The 20,181-nt window shown below is 40.2% G+C and carries 24 protein-coding genes and 1 pseudogene; 14 read left to right on the top strand and 11 right to left on the bottom strand.

All coding sequences use genetic code 11. From position 1 onward, the window contains the following. Positions 1-67 precede the first annotated feature (67 nt). From bet to R7D93_RS24410, 6 genes are all read right to left on the bottom strand, one after another. On the bottom strand, positions 68-1,075 hold the full coding sequence (gene bet / locus R7D93_RS24435) for a phage recombination protein Bet (RefSeq protein ID WP_140134600.1): 1,008 nt from the start codon (positions 1,073-1,075) through the stop codon (positions 68-70). 77 nt (positions 1,076-1,152) lie between these two features. Further along, positions 1,153-1,521: a hypothetical protein gene (locus tag R7D93_RS24430; protein ID WP_025624714.1), complete on the bottom strand. Its 369-nt coding sequence runs from the start codon at positions 1,519-1,521 to the stop codon at positions 1,153-1,155. 380 nt (positions 1,522-1,901) lie between these two features. Beyond that, entirely contained in the window at positions 1,902-2,303 is a 402-nt protein-coding gene (locus R7D93_RS24425; protein WP_140134572.1) for a hypothetical protein, read from the bottom strand. Between the two features lie 11 nt (positions 2,304-2,314). Further along, positions 2,315-3,109, bottom strand: a complete 795-nt coding sequence (locus tag R7D93_RS24420) for a DsbA family protein (protein WP_140134575.1) — start codon at positions 3,107-3,109, stop codon at positions 2,315-2,317. Positions 3,110-3,129: 20 nt separating this feature from the next. Continuing rightward, positions 3,130-3,459: a hypothetical protein gene (locus tag R7D93_RS24415; RefSeq protein WP_118121269.1), complete on the bottom strand. Its 330-nt coding sequence runs from the start codon at positions 3,457-3,459 to the stop codon at positions 3,130-3,132. A gap of 69 nt (positions 3,460-3,528) precedes the next feature. Next, positions 3,529-4,263: a tyrosine-type recombinase/integrase gene (locus R7D93_RS24410; protein ID WP_162889790.1), complete on the bottom strand. Its 735-nt coding sequence runs from the start codon at positions 4,261-4,263 to the stop codon at positions 3,529-3,531. 95 nt (positions 4,264-4,358) lie between these two features. Here R7D93_RS24410 and R7D93_RS24405 point away from each other — a divergent pair, with 95 nt between their 5' ends. Continuing rightward, complete coding sequence (locus tag R7D93_RS24405) at positions 4,359-5,282, top strand: hypothetical protein (protein WP_140134577.1); 924 nt, start codon at positions 4,359-4,361, stop codon at positions 5,280-5,282. Positions 5,283-5,373: 91 nt separating this feature from the next. Here the strand turns inward: R7D93_RS24405 and R7D93_RS24400 are convergent, their stop codons facing one another. Both R7D93_RS24400 and R7D93_RS24395 read right to left on the bottom strand, forming a co-directional pair. Then, positions 5,374-5,820, bottom strand: coding sequence for a hypothetical protein (locus tag R7D93_RS24400; protein WP_140134578.1), 447 nt, complete (start codon positions 5,818-5,820; stop codon positions 5,374-5,376). Between the two features lie 103 nt (positions 5,821-5,923). Continuing rightward, complete coding sequence (locus tag R7D93_RS24395) at positions 5,924-6,592, bottom strand: N-6 DNA methylase (RefSeq protein ID WP_180766957.1); 669 nt, start codon at positions 6,590-6,592, stop codon at positions 5,924-5,926. A 281-nt stretch (positions 6,593-6,873) separates the two neighbouring features. Here R7D93_RS24395 and R7D93_RS24390 point away from each other — a divergent pair, with 281 nt between their 5' ends. Both R7D93_RS24390 and R7D93_RS24385 read left to right on the top strand, forming a co-directional pair. Then, a complete protein-coding gene (locus R7D93_RS24390) occupies positions 6,874-7,137 on the top strand; it encodes a hypothetical protein (protein WP_140134582.1) in 264 nt (87 codons plus the stop codon). A gap of 22 nt (positions 7,138-7,159) precedes the next feature. Continuing rightward, entirely contained in the window at positions 7,160-7,411 is a 252-nt protein-coding gene (locus tag R7D93_RS24385) for a hypothetical protein (protein ID WP_140134584.1), read from the top strand. A gap of 351 nt (positions 7,412-7,762) precedes the next feature. On the opposite strand, the gene R7D93_RS24380 is transcribed toward R7D93_RS24385, so the two are convergent. Further along, positions 7,763-8,032 carry a transposase gene (locus R7D93_RS24380; RefSeq protein WP_225492075.1) on the bottom strand — a complete coding sequence of 90 codons (270 nt, stop codon included), beginning with the start codon at positions 8,030-8,032 and terminating at the stop codon, positions 7,763-7,765. Here R7D93_RS24380 and R7D93_RS24375 point away from each other — a divergent pair. The 9 genes and pseudogenes from R7D93_RS24375 to R7D93_RS24335 form a co-directional block, all read left to right on the top strand. Beyond that, positions 7,989-8,114: pseudogene (locus R7D93_RS24375) on the top strand (hypothetical protein); the annotation flags it as partial. The gene R7D93_RS24380 and the pseudogene R7D93_RS24375 overlap by 44 nt on opposite strands. Positions 8,115-8,620: 506 nt before the next feature. After that, positions 8,621-9,652, top strand: a complete 1,032-nt coding sequence (locus tag R7D93_RS24370) for a nucleotidyltransferase (protein ID WP_213972037.1) — start codon at positions 8,621-8,623, stop codon at positions 9,650-9,652. 2 nt (positions 9,653-9,654) lie between these two features. Then, on the top strand, positions 9,655-11,415 hold the full coding sequence (locus tag R7D93_RS24365) for a ThiF family adenylyltransferase (RefSeq protein WP_318129530.1): 1,761 nt from the start codon (positions 9,655-9,657) through the stop codon (positions 11,413-11,415). Continuing rightward, positions 11,408-11,881: a Mov34/MPN/PAD-1 family protein gene (locus tag R7D93_RS24360; protein WP_213972035.1), complete on the top strand. Its 474-nt coding sequence runs from the start codon at positions 11,408-11,410 to the stop codon at positions 11,879-11,881. Before R7D93_RS24365 ends, R7D93_RS24360 begins: the two co-directional genes overlap by 8 nt. Beyond that, the gene (locus tag R7D93_RS24355) at positions 11,881-12,987 is read left to right on the top strand and encodes an SAVED domain-containing protein (protein ID WP_213972034.1); all 1,107 of its coding nucleotides are present in this window, start codon (positions 11,881-11,883) and stop codon (positions 12,985-12,987) included. Before R7D93_RS24360 ends, R7D93_RS24355 begins: the two co-directional genes overlap by 1 nt. A 230-nt stretch (positions 12,988-13,217) precedes the next feature. Further along, positions 13,218-14,054, top strand: coding sequence for a hypothetical protein (locus R7D93_RS24350; protein ID WP_213971657.1), 837 nt, complete (start codon positions 13,218-13,220; stop codon positions 14,052-14,054). 274 nt (positions 14,055-14,328) lie between these two features. Beyond that, the gene (locus R7D93_RS24345) at positions 14,329-14,982 is read left to right on the top strand and encodes a phosphatidylinositol kinase (RefSeq protein WP_213972058.1); all 654 of its coding nucleotides are present in this window, start codon (positions 14,329-14,331) and stop codon (positions 14,980-14,982) included. Positions 14,983-15,384: 402 nt separating this feature from the next. Beyond that, a complete protein-coding gene (locus R7D93_RS24340; RefSeq protein WP_038220256.1) occupies positions 15,385-16,296 on the top strand; it encodes an endonuclease/exonuclease/phosphatase family protein in 912 nt (303 codons plus the stop codon). 1 nt (position 16,297) lies between these two features. After that, positions 16,298-16,798: a hypothetical protein gene (locus R7D93_RS24335; RefSeq protein WP_017045470.1), complete on the top strand. Its 501-nt coding sequence runs from the start codon at positions 16,298-16,300 to the stop codon at positions 16,796-16,798. A 290-nt stretch (positions 16,799-17,088) separates the two neighbouring features. Here R7D93_RS24335 and R7D93_RS24330 read toward each other — a convergent pair whose 3' ends face one another. Both R7D93_RS24330 and R7D93_RS24325 read right to left on the bottom strand, forming a co-directional pair. Beyond that, a complete protein-coding gene (locus R7D93_RS24330; protein WP_140134523.1) occupies positions 17,089-17,670 on the bottom strand; it encodes a DUF2913 family protein in 582 nt (193 codons plus the stop codon). 396 nt (positions 17,671-18,066) lie between these two features. Beyond that, positions 18,067-18,480 carry a hypothetical protein gene (locus tag R7D93_RS24325; RefSeq protein ID WP_140134590.1) on the bottom strand — a complete coding sequence of 138 codons (414 nt, stop codon included), beginning with the start codon at positions 18,478-18,480 and terminating at the stop codon, positions 18,067-18,069. A 723-nt stretch (positions 18,481-19,203) separates the two neighbouring features. On the opposite strand from R7D93_RS24325, the gene R7D93_RS24320 reads away from it, so the two are divergent. Further along, positions 19,204-19,803 carry an ATP-binding protein gene (locus R7D93_RS24320; protein WP_140150389.1) on the top strand — a complete coding sequence of 200 codons (600 nt, stop codon included), beginning with the start codon at positions 19,204-19,206 and terminating at the stop codon, positions 19,801-19,803. 127 nt (positions 19,804-19,930) lie between these two features. Next, a partial coding sequence (locus R7D93_RS24315; protein WP_206937370.1) for a transposase occupies positions 19,931-20,181 on the top strand: 251 nt, incomplete at its 3' end.

Genomic DNA, 20,181 nt, shown 5'->3' with positions numbered 1-20,181 from the left:
ATTTTAAAAATATAAGGGTGCATCACGCCTATAAGGGCAGGATACGCCCTTATTGGGTTGGATAAATTTATTCAGCAAACTCTTTGTTGAACGCTTCGTTAAGAGTGCTTAATGCATACTCTAACGTTGCGCCATCATAGCGTTCTTTGAAACTATCTTTTGTTGTGTCCCATGCGCCGGTATCCACAGTAAATGACACCATCTGGTCAATCATATTGACATCCTTAGATGCCAACATGCCAAATTGTGTTTTTACAATGTCATCTTCACTAGATTGAAAATGGCTAGTTGCATTGGCTTGTTGAGTCGGTGTGTTTTCTTCATCAACAGGGACGTATTGAGCATCTTCAAAGGTATCAAAATCAGCTTGATTCAAGTCACTCATCAGTTCTGATTGTGCTTGAGGTTTTGGTAAAGGCTGAGTTTGTTCTTCGAACTCGATGGACTGCTTTGTGGTTGCTTGGCTTTGGCTCTCTATGATTCGACTTGCTTCGTCTTCGTCATAAATACCCACGTAACCTAATGCTATACGAGCAGTTTGGATCATTGCCTTATGGCGCAACATGCGCTTTGTATGGCTTTTCCAAGGGTTGTTATAGTTTAAGCTTCGGAATACTTCATCGAGGTATTCCCGCACTATCGTTGGACGAGTTCTATCCTTGCGGTAAACGATGCATTCACACCACTCAGGACACTCTTTGGCATTAGGCATTGACACCTTTTCAGATGAAAACCTAAATTCTAACCCATCAAACTGAGGATGAGTGTTTATGATCCGTGACCATCCATCAACACCAACAATTGGAATTATTCCATTGTTTTGGTCGGGGAAAGCGTAGATCTCTTTAGTGAAAGGGTTCAAACCGTATTGGTCTGCCACAATCAAAAGAGCCATCATTTGTTCATTGGTAGGTGCATCGCCGTTGCGTTGCTTAAAGGCTGTAGATTTCAGTGTGTCCCAAAAACCTCTTGGATCTACACCAAACTTCTCAGCAATTTTCCCGACCAACTTCTTTTTGTTAGCATCTTCCTTTTGTGTACTTTGAGTTTGATTACTTGTTTGAGGATGTGTCATTTGTAACTCCAAAGACGGAGCTACACCCATAGGGACATAGCCCCATCGGGTTTGATTTAAAGAAAGCTAACCAAAAATTAGCCTCGTGCTACGACAACGTGACCATTTAGAACGTCTGTTGTCATTGGGTAATGGATACCTTTCTGTTTACGAGCGTAAGCAGGGATATTCATTAGTTCTGCGCCAGAGATTGCTTTTGCCTGGTTAGCATTTGCGATCCGCTGTTCTACTTCGTCTTTAGTCATACGAACGTTACGTTTGATTTGAGATGAAGAACGGTTAAGGAGCAGTTTGCCAATTCGAATAGCGGCATATGCAATAGTTACGGGAACTAAAACAAAAATTGCCATTGCTACGAATTGAGCTGCTGAATCTGAAACTTTATACATTGCAATAATGAATGCACATACAAGTACAGATGTTAGCGTTTGTTGAGTTGAGTTCATGATTTACTCCAATTTTAAATAAAAAAGGGTAAATCTATGCCCCACTTTGGGTAAAAGATTACCCTTGGGGTTTGATAGGATTCCACGTTAAGCGGAACTATTAGGTTATGTCTTAAAAGCAGATTTTGTGGTGTCGCTGCTTTCGCCGCTTGCGCGATCTATGACGATTCTCGTCCGACATCGTACCGTTACCGGCAACCACTTTTTTGCCTCATAAAGAGGACTTAGTTTTGCTCCAAGTTGGAGCATTTAGTGAAAGTCCAAATAGGACTCTCGGCTAAAACTGAGTTAACAATATCATAGAGTAAAAAATTTCCAAATAAAAAAAGCGCACTCAAAGGTGCGCTACTGTTCTTGCTAAATTTGTCCAAATTATCAATTCATTGGACTTTAGAAGAAAGTAAGTTGAAGTATTTTTCAGACAGAATTAGCTCTTTGAAGTCTTCTATCCATGCTGTCTCATCTTCACAATTAGCCGATTCTTGTAACCCACGCCAGTACACATCTAGAGCTTCAGGTTCAGTCTGCATACCGTAAACAGAGAGCATGAATGGGTAGATCTTTGATTCTGTCATCAGCTTTTCTAAGTTCTCTTTACTCACTGGTTCGCCGCAAGATTCGTGTCGAATTGTCATAGCTCTTTCGGAAATTTCAGCGCAGCTCGGACAAGAGGATTGTAGAGCTTGCAGCTTCATATCGTATGACTCAGAAGCGTTCGCCTTGAACCCCACAGATAGAATCATAATTGCTGTTAGGTATACTGTTGAACCAAATTTCGTCATTGCGCGATCCTTTAGTTAGTAAACTTGGCTTTTAATTGCTGTGCAGACCACCCGCCATGAGCACGTTCAGCTCCTATAAACACGGTTGGTGTACCAGTCACTTGTAATTGTGCACCCAAGCCTCTGACCTTCTCAATCTGCTTTCTAGCTGTTTCCATGTGCGGTTGAAGCTTGTCTTTGTCGATACCGTAGTTTACTAAGATTTGGTCAATACCTTCACGAGTTAGTTTGCTGCCCATAAATGCATGGTGAATGTCTCCATACACTTCCGGCTTGTAGTAGAATACAGCCGTTGCCACCATCGCGGAATATGCAGATGTTGGCTGATTGGTGAAGATAGGATATTCCTTCACGATCACCTTGGCTTCAGGATCAATAGCAACAAATTCTTTTAGCGTTGGAGCCAAACGCTTACAGTACCCACAGTTATAGTCAACAAACTCAACCACTACATGCTTACCATTTGGATTGCCAATAAATGGATCGTTCTTGTCGTTGTATAAAGCATCCATAGAGGTTTCAACCTTTTTAGCTTCTTGGGCTTTAGTTGCTTGCTCTTGCTCAAAGCGATACTTAGCAAGGGATTTCACTACGACATCAGGGTTGTCCATAATATAGTTTTTAACGTCTTCAGCAGCGAACGAGGAAGGAGCCTGAAGCATATTGGTTTCAACATTGATCATTGCATCGGACAGCTTTGTTATAACTTCACTTTTTTCTTGTAGCGAGTTGTACAAAGTTACATTCGAAATTATTAATGCTAGGCATACACCACCTAGTCCGAGGTTGATTTTCTTCTGTTCCATTAAATATTGCTCCTGATCGATTAGTGCTTGGTAGACAAAACTTGGGAATTGGTCATTGTAAAGTCAGCTTGATTATTGTGTGACTTAACATTGTTAAGCGGATCTGACTGTGCAGGTAGCTTGCATAAGCTGAGTAAGAAATCAGTCACATCGCCTTTTGATTCGTGAAGGGTTTTTATGTTTTCGAATTGCTCTTTGCCTGAACACTGATCGTTTGAAACTAGTTCAACGTTGTCATTCAACTCAAAAGCAATAGATAGCGGGATATTTAGTTCGTTAGAATACTTTAGGATTTCGCCAATTTGATTGTTCAAATCATTGAATTTGTTATTTTTATCTAGTGTTGTCATTTAGGACTGCCCCCTTGTTTCTCTCTAATATCGAGTATATGAGGACAGTTAAAATTTCCTAAACGTGATTTATTCAAAAAGACTCATTTCACTGATAATTGGAGCTAGCTGCTCATCAAACGTGCTTAGGTAATGGTTGGTGCTGTTCAGGCTAGATTGACCTAAAAAGTCTCTTATTTTCTCGACAGTTACGCCCTTTTCAATCATTTTCTTAGCAAAGTATTTTCGCCACGAGTGAGTACCAAACGCATAGCCGAGCTTAAACTTTTCTTTTACTTTTGCGTGATGCCAGTTCGCACTTTGTACTGACATAGGGCGAGGAATGATAGTGCCATCGGGTTGCTTTAAGCTGCTTCTTGAATTGGCGAATAGAAGTTCGTCAGAACAACTTAGGTAGCGGCATTCTTCTACGATCTCTTTGATACCATCATTGATGTACACGCGCACAAGTGAGGCATTGTAAGCGGTGGCTCTATCCGTTCCTTCACGAGCAATCCTCATGTTGAAAGCTTTTTGTTGGCACAGATCGAAATGTTTTTTCCACTGACCAAATTCATCAAAGAAGTCCGAAAACTCTAGCCAAGAAGCATCACTGTATCGCAGTCCTGTAAGCGCACTCATTGAGGCGGTAAGACTTAGCAGTGGGCTGCGTTCATACAGTTCCTCAATAAGTGCTCTTGCTTCATCTGCACTCTTTGGCGGCTTCGTTGGCTCCTTTCGACGCTTTTTAGTGCCTTGCACCGTTAGCCCTAAATTGTCGCTGGATATATCAATTCTTTGATTAATACGCTTTGGTTGGCTCACCTTGCTACCCCTTCGCACACAAGTTTCAAAGTTTTAGTGAAACATTAAGTATGACATCGTCTAATTGCTCATCTAGAATAATAAGATATTAACCTATGAAACGCACATCCAAAATGACTGACCAAATAGAGAATGACCTACTTGATTCGAAGAAACAGGATCAAAAAAGTGACGCCGTCACCATACGAAAGCAGAGAAGTAAATTGTGGAGTGCGTTTTATGAAGATGAAAAGCAGTTTTATGCTTGGCTGTGTAAGAACGCAATAACTCTGCTCGATATCAACGCAAGTTCAGATATGTACGATGTTGAAGGTCAACCCGTTCCTTTTGGATATTCAATGCAGATTATGAAGGTTGGCATTCGTTACCGTCCACCGAGATTTATCAGAAAAATAATAACGTTTAGGGCGCTTGAGCTATTTGACGAATGCAAAGAGAGGCACAACGTTCTAACGGAACTTTATGATAAAGCGGTGTCTTTCATGAATGAGGATAGCAAAAAGCCACGATACCCTAATCGTTTCCCTGTGTTCTATGAGCGTGTGGCGCAAATAAACCACAGCCAAGACGATGCGTATAGTGCCAGGATTCTACCCGATGAAGGGCAATTTACCTTGTACTCTGGCAGTGTGGATGCGGAGTTGAATGAAGATGTCCATTCTGCATTTAAAGCTCATGGGTTTAATTCGGTTGAAACGACCTATGACAAATTTGGGGAACTAATGATTATTCGTGTTGCTATTGATGAGTTACGGCAGTATTTAGAGTGTTCCGATGATAGTCGCGTTCATGTAAGACATTTTACCGGCTCACAGTACACTTGCCGAATTAGCTTTGATAGCGGCGAAAGCAAGGCGGTCCGGTCTAAATTTGGTTTAATCGTGGTTCATCCTGATGATTGTCCTTCAATATATGCTACGCCGCCGAGAAAGAAACGGGCTGATAAACTTGAGTTGACCGCGAGACAGGTTGAGATGCCGGTTGATTTGGGGTTTCGAGTGTTCGTTACGGAGGGTTAGGTGCACTAATAAAAAAGGCGGGATTAGGGAATCTTATCAGATTGATGCCTGAGACAGCTCAAGGCACCATCGGGATTAGAGCCATCACAGATTAATACACAGGTGTTTTTATGAGGGATTTGGTCATTTCGAATGATATTTCTTCCATTGGAAGAAGGTCAGTTAGTGCCAACTCTTGTACATCCATCACCCTAACCCGTTTTATGTCCTTTATTCGGCGTTCGATTGTCCTAATATCAGCCTTGATATCAGCGACAGCATCATAGTTTTCAAGAAGCTTTGCTAATTCATAATCACACGTTCTCGTGGCGTGGTCGAAATGTAACAAAGCACACTCACATTGGCTTCTTTGCAGAAGTTCTATTTGAACGCATTTAATAGCGGCAGTCTTATTCGAGCAAAGAATCAGAACATACCCTTCGGCACCAAACCTCTCTAAATCGAGTGGTTGGCATGTTACAAGAACGCCAGATTGACCAAGGTTTTCGACGCAGATAGCAGCGTAGTTATAATGATTGTCCGGCATTATCCCTGTCATGCTGTTTTTCCGTTGTTTATGTATCTGATTCGACTGTATCTTACGTTCAACTATTTCCTAAATACACTTAACAAAGTTTAGCTATTTCACCTGTAGGGCAGGTTCAGCGTGTAAACAAATACCTTGTTCTCCCCTGACTTCTGCGAAGTACATCGATCTGATTTATGTCTATCTGGAAGGGTTCAGCTTTCTTACCGCTGACCAAAGAGAGGTACTTGATCTTGAATATGACCTGAATGCAGAACGCATGTAGAGCTGTAGAGCTGATGTCTTCTACCGTTAACTCAACATGTCCAAGAGGTTCATCTAGCTCAATGTTTTGGTAAAACACTTGCTCTAGCTTTTCCATGATGACCCCTGCCGAACCGCAGCATGGTTCGTATATTTTCAGGTTGCCAGGTTTAGAGAATGAAGCGTCTTTATGTGGTTTATCCTGGTCGCTTTGAAGTAATCTAGATATGAGATAACCGACTTCAGGAGGCGTAGGATAGTAGCCTTGGTGTTTCGCATCTCCTTTGCAGAATTCTGAAAGAATGAACGCCAGCGGATCACTTACACCACTGTACATAAGGTTAGCGAGGATGTGACTAAGTGGTTTTGCTACCTCAATAAACTCATCCTCTTGCACTTCGCGTTCCGTAGGTTGATACAGTCCAGTGCATTCATACGCCCACTGTGCCACAAACAATTGTACCGCCTTGCTCACATCATAACGGTAGCGCCACTTTTCAATTAAATCGAAAGCCTTCTTATATTCCGACTGGATCTTCATGCTAATGTCCATTTGTATGTAATAAGCTAATAACTTATTACATACAAATGATTTCCAAAGATCTTTGAGAGGAATATGGAGTTACACTCTTAGCGTACAATATTTTCCGAATCGTCGAGTGACCCCAATAAGTGCCATACTCGTTTCCCCTAAACTCCCATTGTGCTTATGGTATGCTAAACAACACGGTAAAAATCCGTGATGTGTGTTTTTTCTCGATACAAGGAAAATGCACATGCATAAATCAAATGCAAGCCAGCAATAGAGGGAAAATCGAAGCTATGGCTAAAAATACAATGATTGAGCAGCTTTGTACGGCTGGAAAAGTTTTAATTAGTTTGATGGCAGTTCGTGAGCCAATTGATAGCCGATTTCATATTGTTGTCACCACTGGCGTAAATGGCATCACAATAACGCTAAATGAAAATGAGTTTGAACTAACCAATCAACGCATTGAGTTTTTAAATGGCAGTGGGAACATCGCGCTAACAGAAAGCGAGTTTGAGACAGTTAGCGGCTGGTTTAACGCATACAACACTAAGTAACGGAAATTACGGGGAAATGAGCATGGCATTTAGAGAAGAAGTTGAAGTGTTGCTATTAACTGAATCTCATGTAGTTGAGCACATTAAAGGCGTTGAACTTGAGATTGTCAGCGACAAGCTTATATCTCACACAGAGACAGAGTTTAAAAATTTGCACACGCATAAACTTGAACTGTCTTTCGATGCAGCAGAGGCGCTTTACATCAAACTTGGTCAACGACTAAAAACAGCACAAGAAATGGTCGAAGACCATTCGGCAATCATCACCGAGTAATGAGGGAGTTTGGATGATTTGGAAAGCATGGCTGCAACTCGCAACAATAGGTCTGATGCTCTAGCACAACGCAAAAAATTCGCGGCATCATTGACGAAGCGGCAGAAATATCCAATGACGAACTAGCAGACGCAGCCGATGGATTGATTCAGACCTCGATAGATATGTCTAAATACCAGCCAGGGGAGTTTCCTGTAGTGCCTCTTTAAGCTGACCAAGAAAGCAATCAGGGTGTTCAAATTGGACACCCTGTTAGGGGGTTTGTGCCCATTTCAGCGAAAAGTTCAATGTAAGCTGCTAGCCCTTTATTTATAAGGGCTAGCAGATATAGCTTGTTTTTAAATACTTCTCTTAAGCCACCAGTTCGATCATGCTATCCTCTCTCCAAGGCTCTAAGTTCTCAAGCAGTTTCTCTAGAACAATATTTTCTTTCTGAATACTAAAGGTGTAATTACCAGCAAGTTGGATATGACGCCATGCGACTGGAGATAAACCCGCTATCAGATTCACCACGTCCTGATTACCTTCTTGCTCAAACTTCTCAATCAGATTGGATAGTAAGGCCGAGTTATAATAAATGATGCAGTCAGAACAAGCCCCAGAACTGATTAACGCAATCAACGCTCATGGTCTATTCATCGCTGAGATGAAAGAGTGGAATGCTAAATCGAATCAAGCTCATATTTTAGTCCATCCTGCTTAAATCTTTTCATTCTAAACCAAGTGGTCGCTCGCCTGATTTTCAGGAGCACTATCGATAGAATAAAGGCCCTCATTCTGTTGTGATATCACAACCTTTACTGTTTTCCTGAATTGATACTATTGAGCAAGTCTCGAAAGACAAAGATTGAAACTAACATTTGCCCCAAAGCAAGTTATAACCCCACAACCTCTTACTTCACCGAAGCGTTACTTGGCTTACTTTTCGTAATACCAGTTACTGTTTGCAGTCTCAGGGATGGTTAAATTTTAATACTATCCATGTTACTAGGAATTATGAGCTAGTTTATGGGGTTTGGTCAGCTAAGACTCATAAAACGCGGTGATCAGTGCTATGAGACTAAAACTGATTAATGCTGACTTAGTGAAAATGAATTTGGTTTAATATTGGTCATGGCTTTAATCGTTATTTAAACACTGTTATTGATAATCTAAGTTCATGCCCCAATTAATTATTTATGTTGATGCTAGCATTGGGAGCTAAATGAAATGGCAGTTCAAACTCACTTTATTAAATTTCACAATAAGATCAAGTTGACTAGGGAGAACTCGGATTACAAAGATGCGCGAGAAAAAGATTCAAGTATCATATCTCGACTAAGAACAGCGTTTTGTAGTGCAGGATATCCAATTATTGATGATTTCTTGCAGGGGTCCTTTTCGACAAATACAGCGATACATAGTCTAGACGGTGATTTTGACATTGATCGTGCGGTAGTTGTGGATTTTGATAACGCTCCCGATGATCCCGTAACTCTAAAAAGAAAGGTAAAGGAAGTTCTTGATAATAGAGGCTTTAGGAACGCAAAGATCAAAAAGCCATGCGTTACCGCTGACTACGCTAGCTTGAATCTTCATATTGATATACCTGTTTACGCGAAAAATGGAGAAAGTTATAAATTAGCATTAGGTAAAACCAACTCCGATGCAGCAAATAGGCAATGGTCAGACTCAGATCCTAAGGGATTGAGAAACTGGATCAATGATACGAGCAGTTACACAGTCTCTCCTAACGATACCCAGCAACAGTTTATTAGACTTGTGCGTTACATCAAACGATGGCGTGATCACAAATTTTCAGAAGATGTCCGCAGAAAAGTCTATTCAATCGGGCTTACGGTAATAATTAAGCAGTGTTTTCAACCTTGTTTTGATCAAGAGGGTAAGCCTGATGACCTCAGCGCGCTTAAAGGGACTGTAGATAGAATTTTAAGTAGTAGCTACTTCCATTTGGTAGGTGTGAGTAAATACAAAATATCTGTGATGCTTCCAGTTACACCAAGAATAGATATCTTCGCTAACAGTGGTTCTGACACTGGAACTCAACTTCAGAACAAGTTTGTAAACCTGCAAACTAAGTTGGGAGAGGTTCAAAAGGAAGTAGATGAACGTAAACAGTGTGAGATATTGAACAAACTGTTTGGTGCAGATTTTGAAGTTCCCGAGAACTCTAGCGGCTCTAAAAGCTGCTTAGCTGCTTTCTCCAGTGCAGGCGTGGTTGGAACCTCACAAGGGGCGTAAGAATGGATTCCGTGATAGAGCACCTAAGGTCTCTTGGCTACAACGTATCTCTGACTGCTGAGAAACATAGCATAGTTGTATCTTGTACAATTGCTGGAAAGAACTTTTCTCTAGCTCACAGAGTGAGCGAAGGTTCTAGTCACCCTCTGTCTTTACCCATCTTTTTTATCTTGAATGCTTCACAGCATATGCCGCTAGCTCATGTGATTTTGTTAGAGAATGATTTTGGGCTTGAAGGGGGCTCTGAACTAGGATTTATTTGTGTTGGAGACCATGAGTCACTGTCAATTAACTTTGATCGTCCAGAGCTAGTTTTTGAGGCCTCTTTAGAGCGACACATATCGATGTTAACTAAAGCCATCTGTTATCCAGCATGGAATCGAGAGGAGTTACTACGAGAGTTTAAAGCGAACTGGAGCAATGTAGCTCTAAATAAACAGTATGATTTGGTGTTGCCACCAAATTTGCAGTGTAGTCAGAGTCTTCAGTTCACTGTTAAAGCACCTATGCCAAAGAAAAATTTTGGAGTTGATTCACGTTATATTGGAGTTAGTGCTGAAGACAAACCGGGCAAATTTTCAACGCTAGTAACTAATTCTGCGCTGTCAGAAAAAAGAAACAAAGCTGGCGATGCTGTGATACTTCCTCTCAACACTTTAGATCCGGCTCCATATAAGCAAGATGGATTGATTGAATGGTATTTGAATACGTTAGAAGGTCTCGAGGGGGAAGTTTATTCCTTCTTTAAGGCAAAAGCCCAGTTTCGTAGAAACCAGTTCTGGTTAGTTTTTTGTGCGGATACACCTTCTGGTATTACTTGGTTTGGACTTCACTTTAAGAACAAGAAGAAAGGAAAACGTTCGTCACTTCCTATGAATCTCGATGCTTTTGAAGCATGGGAGATCCATGCTATATCGGTACTACCCTATAGCAGAGACTTTGTGGCACCGAGAGGTGGTGCAGCTTCCGGCTTAAAAGATAAAAAAGTGCTTCAAGTAGGCTGTGGTTCGGTTGGGGGGCAGTTGGTTAGACAACTAGCATCCTCTGGAGTCGGTCAAATTCATATTTGCGACCCTGACTCTTTCGAAATTGAGAATCTTTATCGACACTGCATTCCCGAATTCCTTACTGGTTATTCTAAAGTTCTCGCTATGAAGAGCCAGATCGAATCTCAATACCTGTGGTGTGATGTTGAGGCTTACTCGTCAAATCTAGTATCTCTTCATGACAAAGGGATACTAGAGTCTTATGACTTAATTGTTATCGCAATTGGTTCTCCAACACATGAAAGGTTCTTTAAGGATTATCTTGAGAAAGAAAACATCAAGGTATCAGTAATTTACACTTGGCTAGAGGGGTATGGAGTTGGAGGACATGCGATACTAGACTGTTTTGGTAAGAGTGGTTGCTTAAAATGTGCTTACATAGATTATTCTACTGGTGAGTACGGCCTTTCTTCGAATCTAAACTTTATTGAAGCGGGTCAGGAGTTGACAATAAACCACGCTGGTTGTGGTCAGAACTTTTTGCCATATAGTTCTAATTGTTCAACTCAAACTGCACTTGTCGCTTCGGACCTTGCAGTAAAGTTCCTTCTAGGAAGGTTGACTGAATCCTCTAAAGTAAGTTGGAAAGGAGACGACTTCGATGCTACTCAGGCAGGAGTAAAAACCACGTATAGATACAAGTCTTTTAGCAATTCTTTATCAGTAGAGTCGCTATGTGAGGAAATTTGTGATTGCGGGGGCATTTTGTGTGACTAAGTTACCCGATAGTACTCTATCCCTGCTCCTTTACGATGAAGTTGTTCTCAAATGGAAGGAACATCAACAACTTAAGAAGGATGACAGAGAAGCTTGTGGCGTGTTGATTGGTGGCTACGATACCAATAAATCACTTTACATTGTATCTGATATAACTACTCCACTTCCCGAAGATATAAGAAGCAGGACTGCTTTTAGAATGCTTGATAAAGGGCACCAAAAAGCGGTCGATAGTGCTTTTGAAAATAGTGGAGGAAAGAAAATATACCTTGGGACATGGCACACCCATCCAGAAGTTCATCCTGAACCATCATCTGTTGACATAGACGATTGGAAGAAGTGTATGAAGCGTAATGAAGGACGAAAGTTATTTTTTGTTATTGTAGGTCAAGAGAGCTTTCGGATATTTGTATACTCGGAAGTGGAGTCTGGTTTTAATTTGTTAATGACACGGAGCATTAAGTAGTGGAGTTCCTTAAAGATTTGGGGTACAGGTTATTGCATTGGGGTGATTTGCTGTTCAAATGGTACACTAGGCCCAGAAGCAAACTATTTACAATCGGCAAATTTCTAGTTGTGAGCGGGCTTAGCTCAATAGGTGTAACAGCTGCACTCAAGATAGCCCTTAAAACTCCAGATGGGTATGAGTTAACCGCGTCATTCACTGAAAATGACACAGGTACTTTCATACTCTTAATATCTAGTTGCTTCGTTATCATTGGTTTTTTACTCATCATGTATGACGCCTTGCAAACTGTCAAAGATAGTGGCAAAGCGAATGATATTCTCGTTGAGCACATTGCTTTGTTTAAACCACTAAGCTCATCTTTTTTGTCTACAGTGACGAAAGCTAAAGGAAAGGTACGATGTGCAAAGATAGATTTATCTGAACACTATAAAGATGGTGTTTTGTGTGATCCTTCAGAAGCAGTAAATGACACCCGAGTGATGCTCAAAAAAGCAGTTGCATCCCTATCAGATGCAACTGGAAACGAATCTGCCTCTATCCATTACGGTGGTACTCCTCCCGTCTGCCTCGGTTTTTACTCTGGCTTCTTCATCGGTAATACAACAAGTGTGACGTTATGGGATTACGATCGAGATTTGGAAGAATGGCATTGTTTGAATAGAAGCTTCGATAGTAATCAGCCAATTATAGATGAGTCTGACTACGAAGGAGCGCAAAATGATGAAGTATGTTTAATCTTTAGTATTTCTTTCGACATAGAAAAAGTTGCTCGAGAAACAACAAACACAAGTTCCATTGTCACAATAAGAATGCCTCAGATTGGTCACGATAATATGTCCAGCTTGTCCAAATTGACTAAGTTTAAAAAGGAGTTTAGGTTGCTTCTAAACAAGTTTAATCAGGATGGTATTGGGAGAATCCATATATATTGCGCAGCGCAATCCTCGTTTAACTTTGCTATGGGGCAACAGATAACTAGAAATCACCCTGAGTGTATTGTTTACGAATTTGTTAATGGTGCGACTCCTCCATACCCTTGGGGGCTTAAATTCAATAATAAAGGCTCTCCGGCACCAATAGTCGTGGAAAGTGCGGTTGCATGAGATTTTGACTACAAAACTGAAGCTGAGCCATACCTGAGCTAATTCATGATTTTCTAAATTAGTAGAATCACTGACTCGTTTGTGTCCAGAACCTTCACATTTGGCATGGATACTTCGTGTTATCACCTATTGTTTACGTAAAACCATATACATATCATTCGACTAATTATTGACCCTACTTTCATATTAGATGTATGGTCAGCAATGTTTCCTTTGATTGGATTAACTATATGAAAGAATGGAAAAAATGGCTAAAGGTAGCTGTGGTAATATTGACATGTGTATTGGCATCACACTGGTTTGTTACTACTAACCCGTTTAAATTTTCTCTTCAAGATGTCAGGGATGTACTCAAACAAGTATTTGTTTATTCATTTGCTGCTGGTGTAGCGATATTCGGTTATTGGTGGACTCAAAGAGAGCAAGACAGAAGGCATGATGATCAACTTTATGAAGCTCGTTGGAATAAAACATTAGATATCCAATTGGAAGCCTTAGAAAAGCTTTCAAGCGAACGTGTGGAGCTTTATGGCGAACTTAGGCAAGTTTCTAAGCTCTATCTATATCAGTTCATAAAAGACGATGAGTTTAGGGATTTGAAGCAGTATGATTTCGAGAAGCAGATTAGCTGGCAATCAAACCATACATCTTTTTATCTCAGCCATGATGATTTTTATCTTATGGACATTATTTTTGAAATGAGAGTAGCTATCGATGAGTTGGAATCTTATTGTGATCAAGTACTCCCACTTCCTAAAGATGCAAGTGAAAAGTTGGTGGAGCTTGTAGCGCTTTCGATAAGGCAACACTTCAATAAGATATTGAGATTAAGCCTAGTTTTAGATTGGGAGATAGGCTGTTTGATTGAGGGGAAGGTACGTGATAGGTATGACCTAGATCTAGATGATGACAATCAATGGGATAAGTACGATGACACTGAAACGTATCTTGAGTGGAAAGAGCAGGTATATAAGCAGCAGAGGGAATTAATAGGGCTTACAAATACTAATGTTATTCTTAATGAGAGAGACTATGCTGAACGTGATAGTCGTGAGGACAAAGTCTAACCAACGCATCCTCACTGAAAAAATGCGTACTAACTCGCCATGTTTACCTTACATATTATAATTTATCACTTACTAACTTAGAAAAAGCTCTGAAAAGGTTTTGTCCAACGGCTTGTTGACGGGGTAGAGCATCGTAACGCAGAACTGCCCCATAATGTGTTTCAATGAGACTAAGCCTCACTTTCTTAGGTCGAATTTGACTTCGTTTTTCTCAACCTAGTACAGTGTCTGGTTGGTAGCCACTTAGTAGGGCGTTAGGCTAATCAGAGTAGGTATGATGAAGTCAAAAAAAGTAATAATTAGCAGATTCCAGAAACGTTACAATACGTATTTGCAGCTTTTGTTAGATATCCGAGGAGAGTTGGGTTGGAGCTTTAGGGATTCAGATAAGTCAGAGATGTTTACTGTACCATTTATACTAACTTTGGCTGCTGCGTTAGAGTGTTCTTTAAATGACCACCTAATTGAACACTTTGATGATGAATTTGGTGACTCATCCAAACAGCTACTTCCTGGTTTGCTGTCTATGAATTTCAAGGGAAAGTTAATAAACATCGTTCCAACGCTGACTCAGTACAAATATAAACTGAACACTAACCATAAGGTGTACGCCTTATTAGTAGAATTGATCAAACTAAGGAATAGTTTGGTTCACAACAAGAGCGACTATGACGAAAAAGAAATTTCTATCCATAAAGATGAAAGTGGTCAAGTTCATGGTTTGAACTACGAAGAACTCAAGAGCTTTACGAAAGTAGAGCATGACTATAGTTTTGGCGTCAAAGCCGATGTTGGAGCGATACATGATGCTGTAGAGCAGTTTCATGAATTATTCCTAGAGTGCTATCGAGATAAAGCCTTCACGGGAAACGACTTAATTATTCCGTTGGTGGCAAATGACCAAATAAAATTAGTGTTTGCAGATTAGCCTAACAAGTCTTTAAGGTTTCAAGATACTTTTTCTAATTAGCTAGAAGCGGTTTAGAGTCATAAAGCTAACTCGTTTATGTCCAAAGGTGTGCTGACGGGGTATGTAACACGAAATTGCCCCATTTCGTGCCAGATATGTTACTCATTCACATACTGTTAATGCATATTTGCCCTACTAAAAATTATCCGAATGTAGTAAAACACGCAATATGTTAGGGGAATGAATATCTGAGTATCAACGCTTAACGACAAGTGGCTTCTCTCTTGAAATTGGGGAAGCCGTTCATATAGGCCCTCGATTATCCTGTTATGAGTGATGAGGAGCATATACTTAGCTGCGCATTATATGGTAACTTACGCGCTTATTGCCTCATGTTAAATCAATCAGTTAAATCGGACTATGCGATTACATTATTTGAAGTTTGGTTGGTGGAACGTATCACTAAGTCCTCCAAGAGCTAAGAGCAAAGGTAGTCCCGAAAACTATCAATCTATAAGTCGAATTTTAGAAGAGATTCTTATAAAACATGACCTGTCTCTGATAGGAGTATGTGAAGTCTCGTCGCATGATATGGACCAAATTCAAATCCACTTGCAGGGAACTCCCTATAAGGTTCTATCTTTGGATCACAAAGTGGGTAAAACGAGATTTGATGCTGCTGTCATATATGACCCTCAAAAAGTAAGTGTTTCTGACTCAGTGGACTTAGCGAGGTCTGAACGAGATCAGGTAATTAAATTAGGTCAGGCTCTTCAAGTTGTCGATTTAAAAGAAGGTGATAAGTTTAAGTTAATTCTGTGTCATTGGGCTAGCAGGATAAGTTCCAGCGGAGAGTCTAAACGAAAACTCGCTGCTCAAGGTTTATACGATGCTTTAAGGGATATGATGCGCGATGATGAGCACATCATTATTATGGGGGATTTCAACGCTAGTCCATATGATAGTGTGATGCTTGAAGAACTAAATGCTACGAGGTGTCATGAATCAGTTAGAAGACATCCGACGGCATTGTTTTACAATCCTTTCTGGCGAGCATTGCCATCAAAAGAAGTCTACAACTATACAATGAGAGATTCCCAATATTTTCCATCTGGCTCACATAGGTACCAAGACCCGCATGGTCAGTATTGGCATACTTTCGATCAAATATTGTTTTCAGGGAACTTTCTGGGCCAAAGTGAGTGGCATTTGAATGAGTCAACAACAAGAACGCTGTTTGATGAGCCTTTAGAATCTAGTATTCTAGATAAGACATCCATAATTGATCACTTACCAGTTGTATGTGAGATAGTTAAGCACCCACGAGGTTGATATGAGTTTTAATTTTAAAGAAAGCTTGGCCAAGGGGCAGGCTAGTGCATCTCTCGTAAAGAAAAATCAGAGGGAACTTGACGATCTCTACGAGGAGCTGACTAAGACGTTGAGTGAACACTTGGGGTTTGAAGTTAACTTGTACGATAGCCCTGAGTATAAAGGCGTGGACTCGAGCAACTCTATCGCAGCGTCTGTTGCACTATTTAATGCTTGGGCCACACCAGAAAGGGTTGCAACAGGATATACAATACTTTTGTTAGGAGCAAAAGATACAAGTGTTGATAAAGTGACTCTGTTTAAATATAAAGAAAGTGATGATGTTTATCCCGTCACAGTACTTATAAACAAAGACAAAATGCTCTGTTATAGTCAAGAAGAGTATGCAGCCGCAATAAGTAAAGTCCTTGAGAACTCAAGGCTTAATTTAGAGTTGATAGAGTTTAAATCTAAAGTAGAACAAGCATTGCAAGAAAGTTCGAAAGATTCTGGACCAGAATAACCTTTAGGTGACACCGAGGCATCCCGTCATGGGGTGACTCGGTGCTGGTTACTTGAAGCAGATAACACTTTAGGTTTAGTGGTTAAGGCGTTATGCGAAACCTATGTACAGCGTTGCTCACCGTAATAGGTCGTTATCCATACTTTTCCTAATATCTACCAGATCAAATAGAGCTAACTGACTAACTAATTTCTGTCCAAAAGCGTTTTCTTGATGCACTCCATTGACAATCAAGCCCGTATTGCCTCGTAGCGAAGTGTTATATAAGCGTTATCGTCGGTTGCTCTGTTTTAAGCAGGGTGTACTAAAATATGAGCCTGATGTATCTCTGCGTTCCACTCTTTCATTTCAGCAAGGAACAGGCCGTGATCGTTAATCGAATTAATTAGCTCCGGTGCGCGATCTAACTGGATAAGCATCGACAGTGGTGTTACTTGGTTGTGTTCTTGGTCAAAACCGTGCTCGACTTGCTCCTCTAACATGTAAAGAATACCAGGCTCCGCTTCGCCACCTTCTTCAAATAATCGTGACTCGATACCTTCTTCGTCATAAAGGTGTACGAGTAGGTTATAGAGCTTTTCAGCCCCGACGAGTTTCGTTTGATTCGATTGTGCGCAGAGTTGATGTAATCTCATTTCTAGGTTTCCGCCTTTTTTTCTCGCTACGCTGAGCATCAGTTTGATGTCTTTTTTGATATTCGATAAGGACTTATCGTTGAGCTTTGGCTTGAGGTATTTTATCAAAATTTCATTGCGCGTTGTGACTGGAACAAAACGGGGTGATCCTGATACTTTACACAACAAATGGAGCAAGGCGTGGGTAATAACGTCATGTAGATTGTGGTAGTAGTCAAAGTCTCGTTTGATTTGCATAGCCAAGATAATTTTGTGGTTTGATTGTTAGGATATGGGGACTCGTTGTTATTTATCAATCACAATACTGACTCAGGAAGAAATTTTCCTTATTTCTCGTTATTAATGAATTTCTAATATTCGATTTTCCGAAAATGATAATTGTCCAGAGACGTGCTAGAGCTGTAAGGTAATAGCTGTGCTTCCCACATAAAAAGTTCGCTACTTTAATGTGAAAATTAAGATCTTTCCCAACCAGCCCTCCTCCAAAGCCCTTATAAATAAAGGGCTAACGGCTTACATTGGACTTTTCGCTGAAATGGGCGCAAAACCCCTGTTATTATCCATTGCCCCGTTAATACTAAGATAAACTCAAACCAAAATGCCCAGTGTTGATAATCACTATCGCACAATTTATTAGTTAACTTTATCTAAGAACAAGTCAGGCACGAGTGCACGAGGAACCTTCACTTCTCCTACGCTTTGCCCATCAGCCAGTTTTACTTGTTCACTTTCATGCGTCAAAGCAAACAAAGCAAACTGGATGACAACTAAGGAAAATATGAAATGGCAAGCTACATATGAAAGAAGCGACTTACGCCTTGAAACAAAGGATTTGAACAAAATTACGTAGTTTATAACCATCAAATATATTGCGCATAAACAAAAAACCACGCCTATAAACGAGTACAAATACTTTACGACTGTTATCGTGGATGATTCATACAAATTCACCACACCCGCATAGAACAAAACACCGCAGTATAGAAAGTTTCGAATCCCATCAAAAACTTCTTTGACACTATCTTTATCATCGTACCACTTTGACACCTGATTACTCCCTAAAAGCTATTTCTTTTCACCTTTTGAGCTAGCAAGGTAACATTTTGGCTGCAGCCGGTCATATTGTTTCGCTCGAACGCTGGAAATGATGATTATGGACATTGTTCAACAGGAACAATGGTAACTGCCTTGTTTTCGGGTTGCTTTAAGCTAAACTGTCAAACACAGCAATCAGTTATTTACCTATTAATTATCAATAACTTATATCAAAACACACTTCAAAAACGTGAAAACCAAATCTGTAAAACTGTTTAGTATTTAAGATTTATTATAAATCTGAGGCTTTTCACGCGTAGTTAGTAAAATAACATAGAAAATATCACGTGTTACAGCGTCACATAACATTTAAACTAGCACGTTTGGTGACAGCGTAACTACATGCACGCTCATTATTTAAACGAAATGTATTGTATATGAGTATGAGTATCAATATCATCATAACGCTCCTTGGTTATTCACACTCATTGATATATCTGTCAGACAAATAGTTTCCAAACCATGTTTAAAAATATAAACACGCTAGTATTAAAGTTAATTATCTGCGGTTCTTTCATGCTTCCATCTGTGATGTTTATGTTCTATAAAGTTTCGTTTGGAACACTAACCATCTTATTTGTATGGTTATCTTTGATTGGATATTTTGGCTTTAAAGCATTTGAAAATCATATAATTAACAGAACACTAAAAAGTGTCCATGTGCAAGTAAACGCAATGAACCATACGATTAATGAGGCAATTATTTCTTCTTCTAAGAAGAATGAGAAAATAAATTTAGCTGATTCCTTATCTATAAAAGAATCACTATATTCTATTGCCTCAATCAGTCCCTTCAATAATAGCCCTTCCATGATTTACCATAGTGTAGAACCATTGTTATCGGTTACATTAAATGAATACGGTACTCTGGCAAATCATTACGGCATTAAGTTCGATTACGACTTCTCCGCAGACTCAAAGATTCGGGTAATAAAGCTATGCCCAAGCACTCTAAACAAGGTATTGAGTATTGTCCTTTCAAACGCCATTAGCGTGTCAGGAAAAGGAGATCGAATAAGAGTGATGACAAGACTATCTCAATCCCACTACTCAGTTATTGTTGTGGACGATAGTTCAGGGATAACCCCCAAAACGCTTACAAAGATAGAAAATAGAGAAACGCTATCTTGCGGAAGGAGAGTCGATATTCATAATCGAATCCATTATGGATTGGGACTGATATCTCTTAAAAGGCTGGCTAATGGAAGGGATATATCTATTCATTCAGACCTAGTAGACTCAAAGCACTGTGTAGTTATTAACATAAAGAGATGAATTTCAGCTATTGGAAAATCCAGATGCTCTAGTTTTTGAACTAATGAACGGAAATATAAATAAGAGCCTATCCCAAAAGGAATTATCGTATAATATAATGAATAACGATAATTTCTGAGGGCAACGTATGGCAGGCAACAAGTGGCAAATCAGTGATGAACTCTGGGAGAAAATGGCTCCTCTCATCCCGGAGCATAAAACTCACCATCCTCTGGGTACGCACCGCAAGCGGGTTGATAATCGCGCTGCAATGAACGCCATCTTCTTCGTACTCAGGACGGGTTGCCAGTGGAATGCGCTGAATGCCACCGGTATATGCTCGTCAAGCTCTGCTCATCGCCGATTTCAGGAGTGGCGGGATGCTGGCGTATTTGAACG

It is taken from the genome of Vibrio sp. YT-15 (assembly GCF_033337445.1).
Classification (GTDB): Bacteria; Pseudomonadota; Gammaproteobacteria; order Enterobacterales; family Vibrionaceae; genus Vibrio; species Vibrio alginolyticus.
Note: the sequence above shows the minus strand (reverse complement) of the source record. Positions and strands in the feature narration are given on the sequence as shown.

Bases quoted from the DNA above. Each gene is read 5' to 3' on its own strand.
- bet (WP_140134600.1), bottom strand. From the start codon at position 1,075: ATGACACATCCTCAAACAAGTAATCAAACTCAAAGTACACAAAAGGAA.
- R7D93_RS24430 (WP_025624714.1), bottom strand. From the start codon at position 1,521: ATGAACTCAACTCAACAAACGCTAACATCTGTACTTGTATGTGCATTC.
- R7D93_RS24425 (WP_140134572.1), bottom strand. From the start codon at position 2,303: ATGACGAAATTTGGTTCAACAGTATACCTAACAGCAATTATGATTCTA.
- R7D93_RS24420 (WP_140134575.1), bottom strand. From the start codon at position 3,109: ATGGAACAGAAGAAAATCAACCTCGGACTAGGTGGTGTATGCCTAGCA.
- R7D93_RS24415 (WP_118121269.1), bottom strand. From the start codon at position 3,459: ATGACAACACTAGATAAAAATAACAAATTCAATGATTTGAACAATCAA.
- R7D93_RS24405 (WP_140134577.1), top strand. From the start codon at position 4,359: ATGAAACGCACATCCAAAATGACTGACCAAATAGAGAATGACCTACTT.
- R7D93_RS24400 (WP_140134578.1), bottom strand. From the start codon at position 5,820: ATGACAGGGATAATGCCGGACAATCATTATAACTACGCTGCTATCTGC.
- R7D93_RS24395 (WP_180766957.1), bottom strand. From the start codon at position 6,592: ATGAAGATCCAGTCGGAATATAAGAAGGCTTTCGATTTAATTGAAAAG.
- R7D93_RS24390 (WP_140134582.1), top strand. From the start codon at position 6,874: ATGGCTAAAAATACAATGATTGAGCAGCTTTGTACGGCTGGAAAAGTT.
- R7D93_RS24385 (WP_140134584.1), top strand. From the start codon at position 7,160: ATGGCATTTAGAGAAGAAGTTGAAGTGTTGCTATTAACTGAATCTCAT.
- R7D93_RS24370 (WP_213972037.1), top strand. From the start codon at position 8,621: ATGGCAGTTCAAACTCACTTTATTAAATTTCACAATAAGATCAAGTTG.
- R7D93_RS24365 (WP_318129530.1), top strand. From the start codon at position 9,655: ATGGATTCCGTGATAGAGCACCTAAGGTCTCTTGGCTACAACGTATCT.
- R7D93_RS24350 (WP_213971657.1), top strand. From the start codon at position 13,218: ATGAAAGAATGGAAAAAATGGCTAAAGGTAGCTGTGGTAATATTGACA.
- R7D93_RS24345 (WP_213972058.1), top strand. From the start codon at position 14,329: ATGATGAAGTCAAAAAAAGTAATAATTAGCAGATTCCAGAAACGTTAC.
- R7D93_RS24340 (WP_038220256.1), top strand. From the start codon at position 15,385: ATGCGATTACATTATTTGAAGTTTGGTTGGTGGAACGTATCACTAAGT.
- R7D93_RS24335 (WP_017045470.1), top strand. From the start codon at position 16,298: ATGAGTTTTAATTTTAAAGAAAGCTTGGCCAAGGGGCAGGCTAGTGCA.
- R7D93_RS24330 (WP_140134523.1), bottom strand. From the start codon at position 17,670: ATGCAAATCAAACGAGACTTTGACTACTACCACAATCTACATGACGTT.
- R7D93_RS24320 (WP_140150389.1), top strand. From the start codon at position 19,204: ATGAACCATACGATTAATGAGGCAATTATTTCTTCTTCTAAGAAGAAT.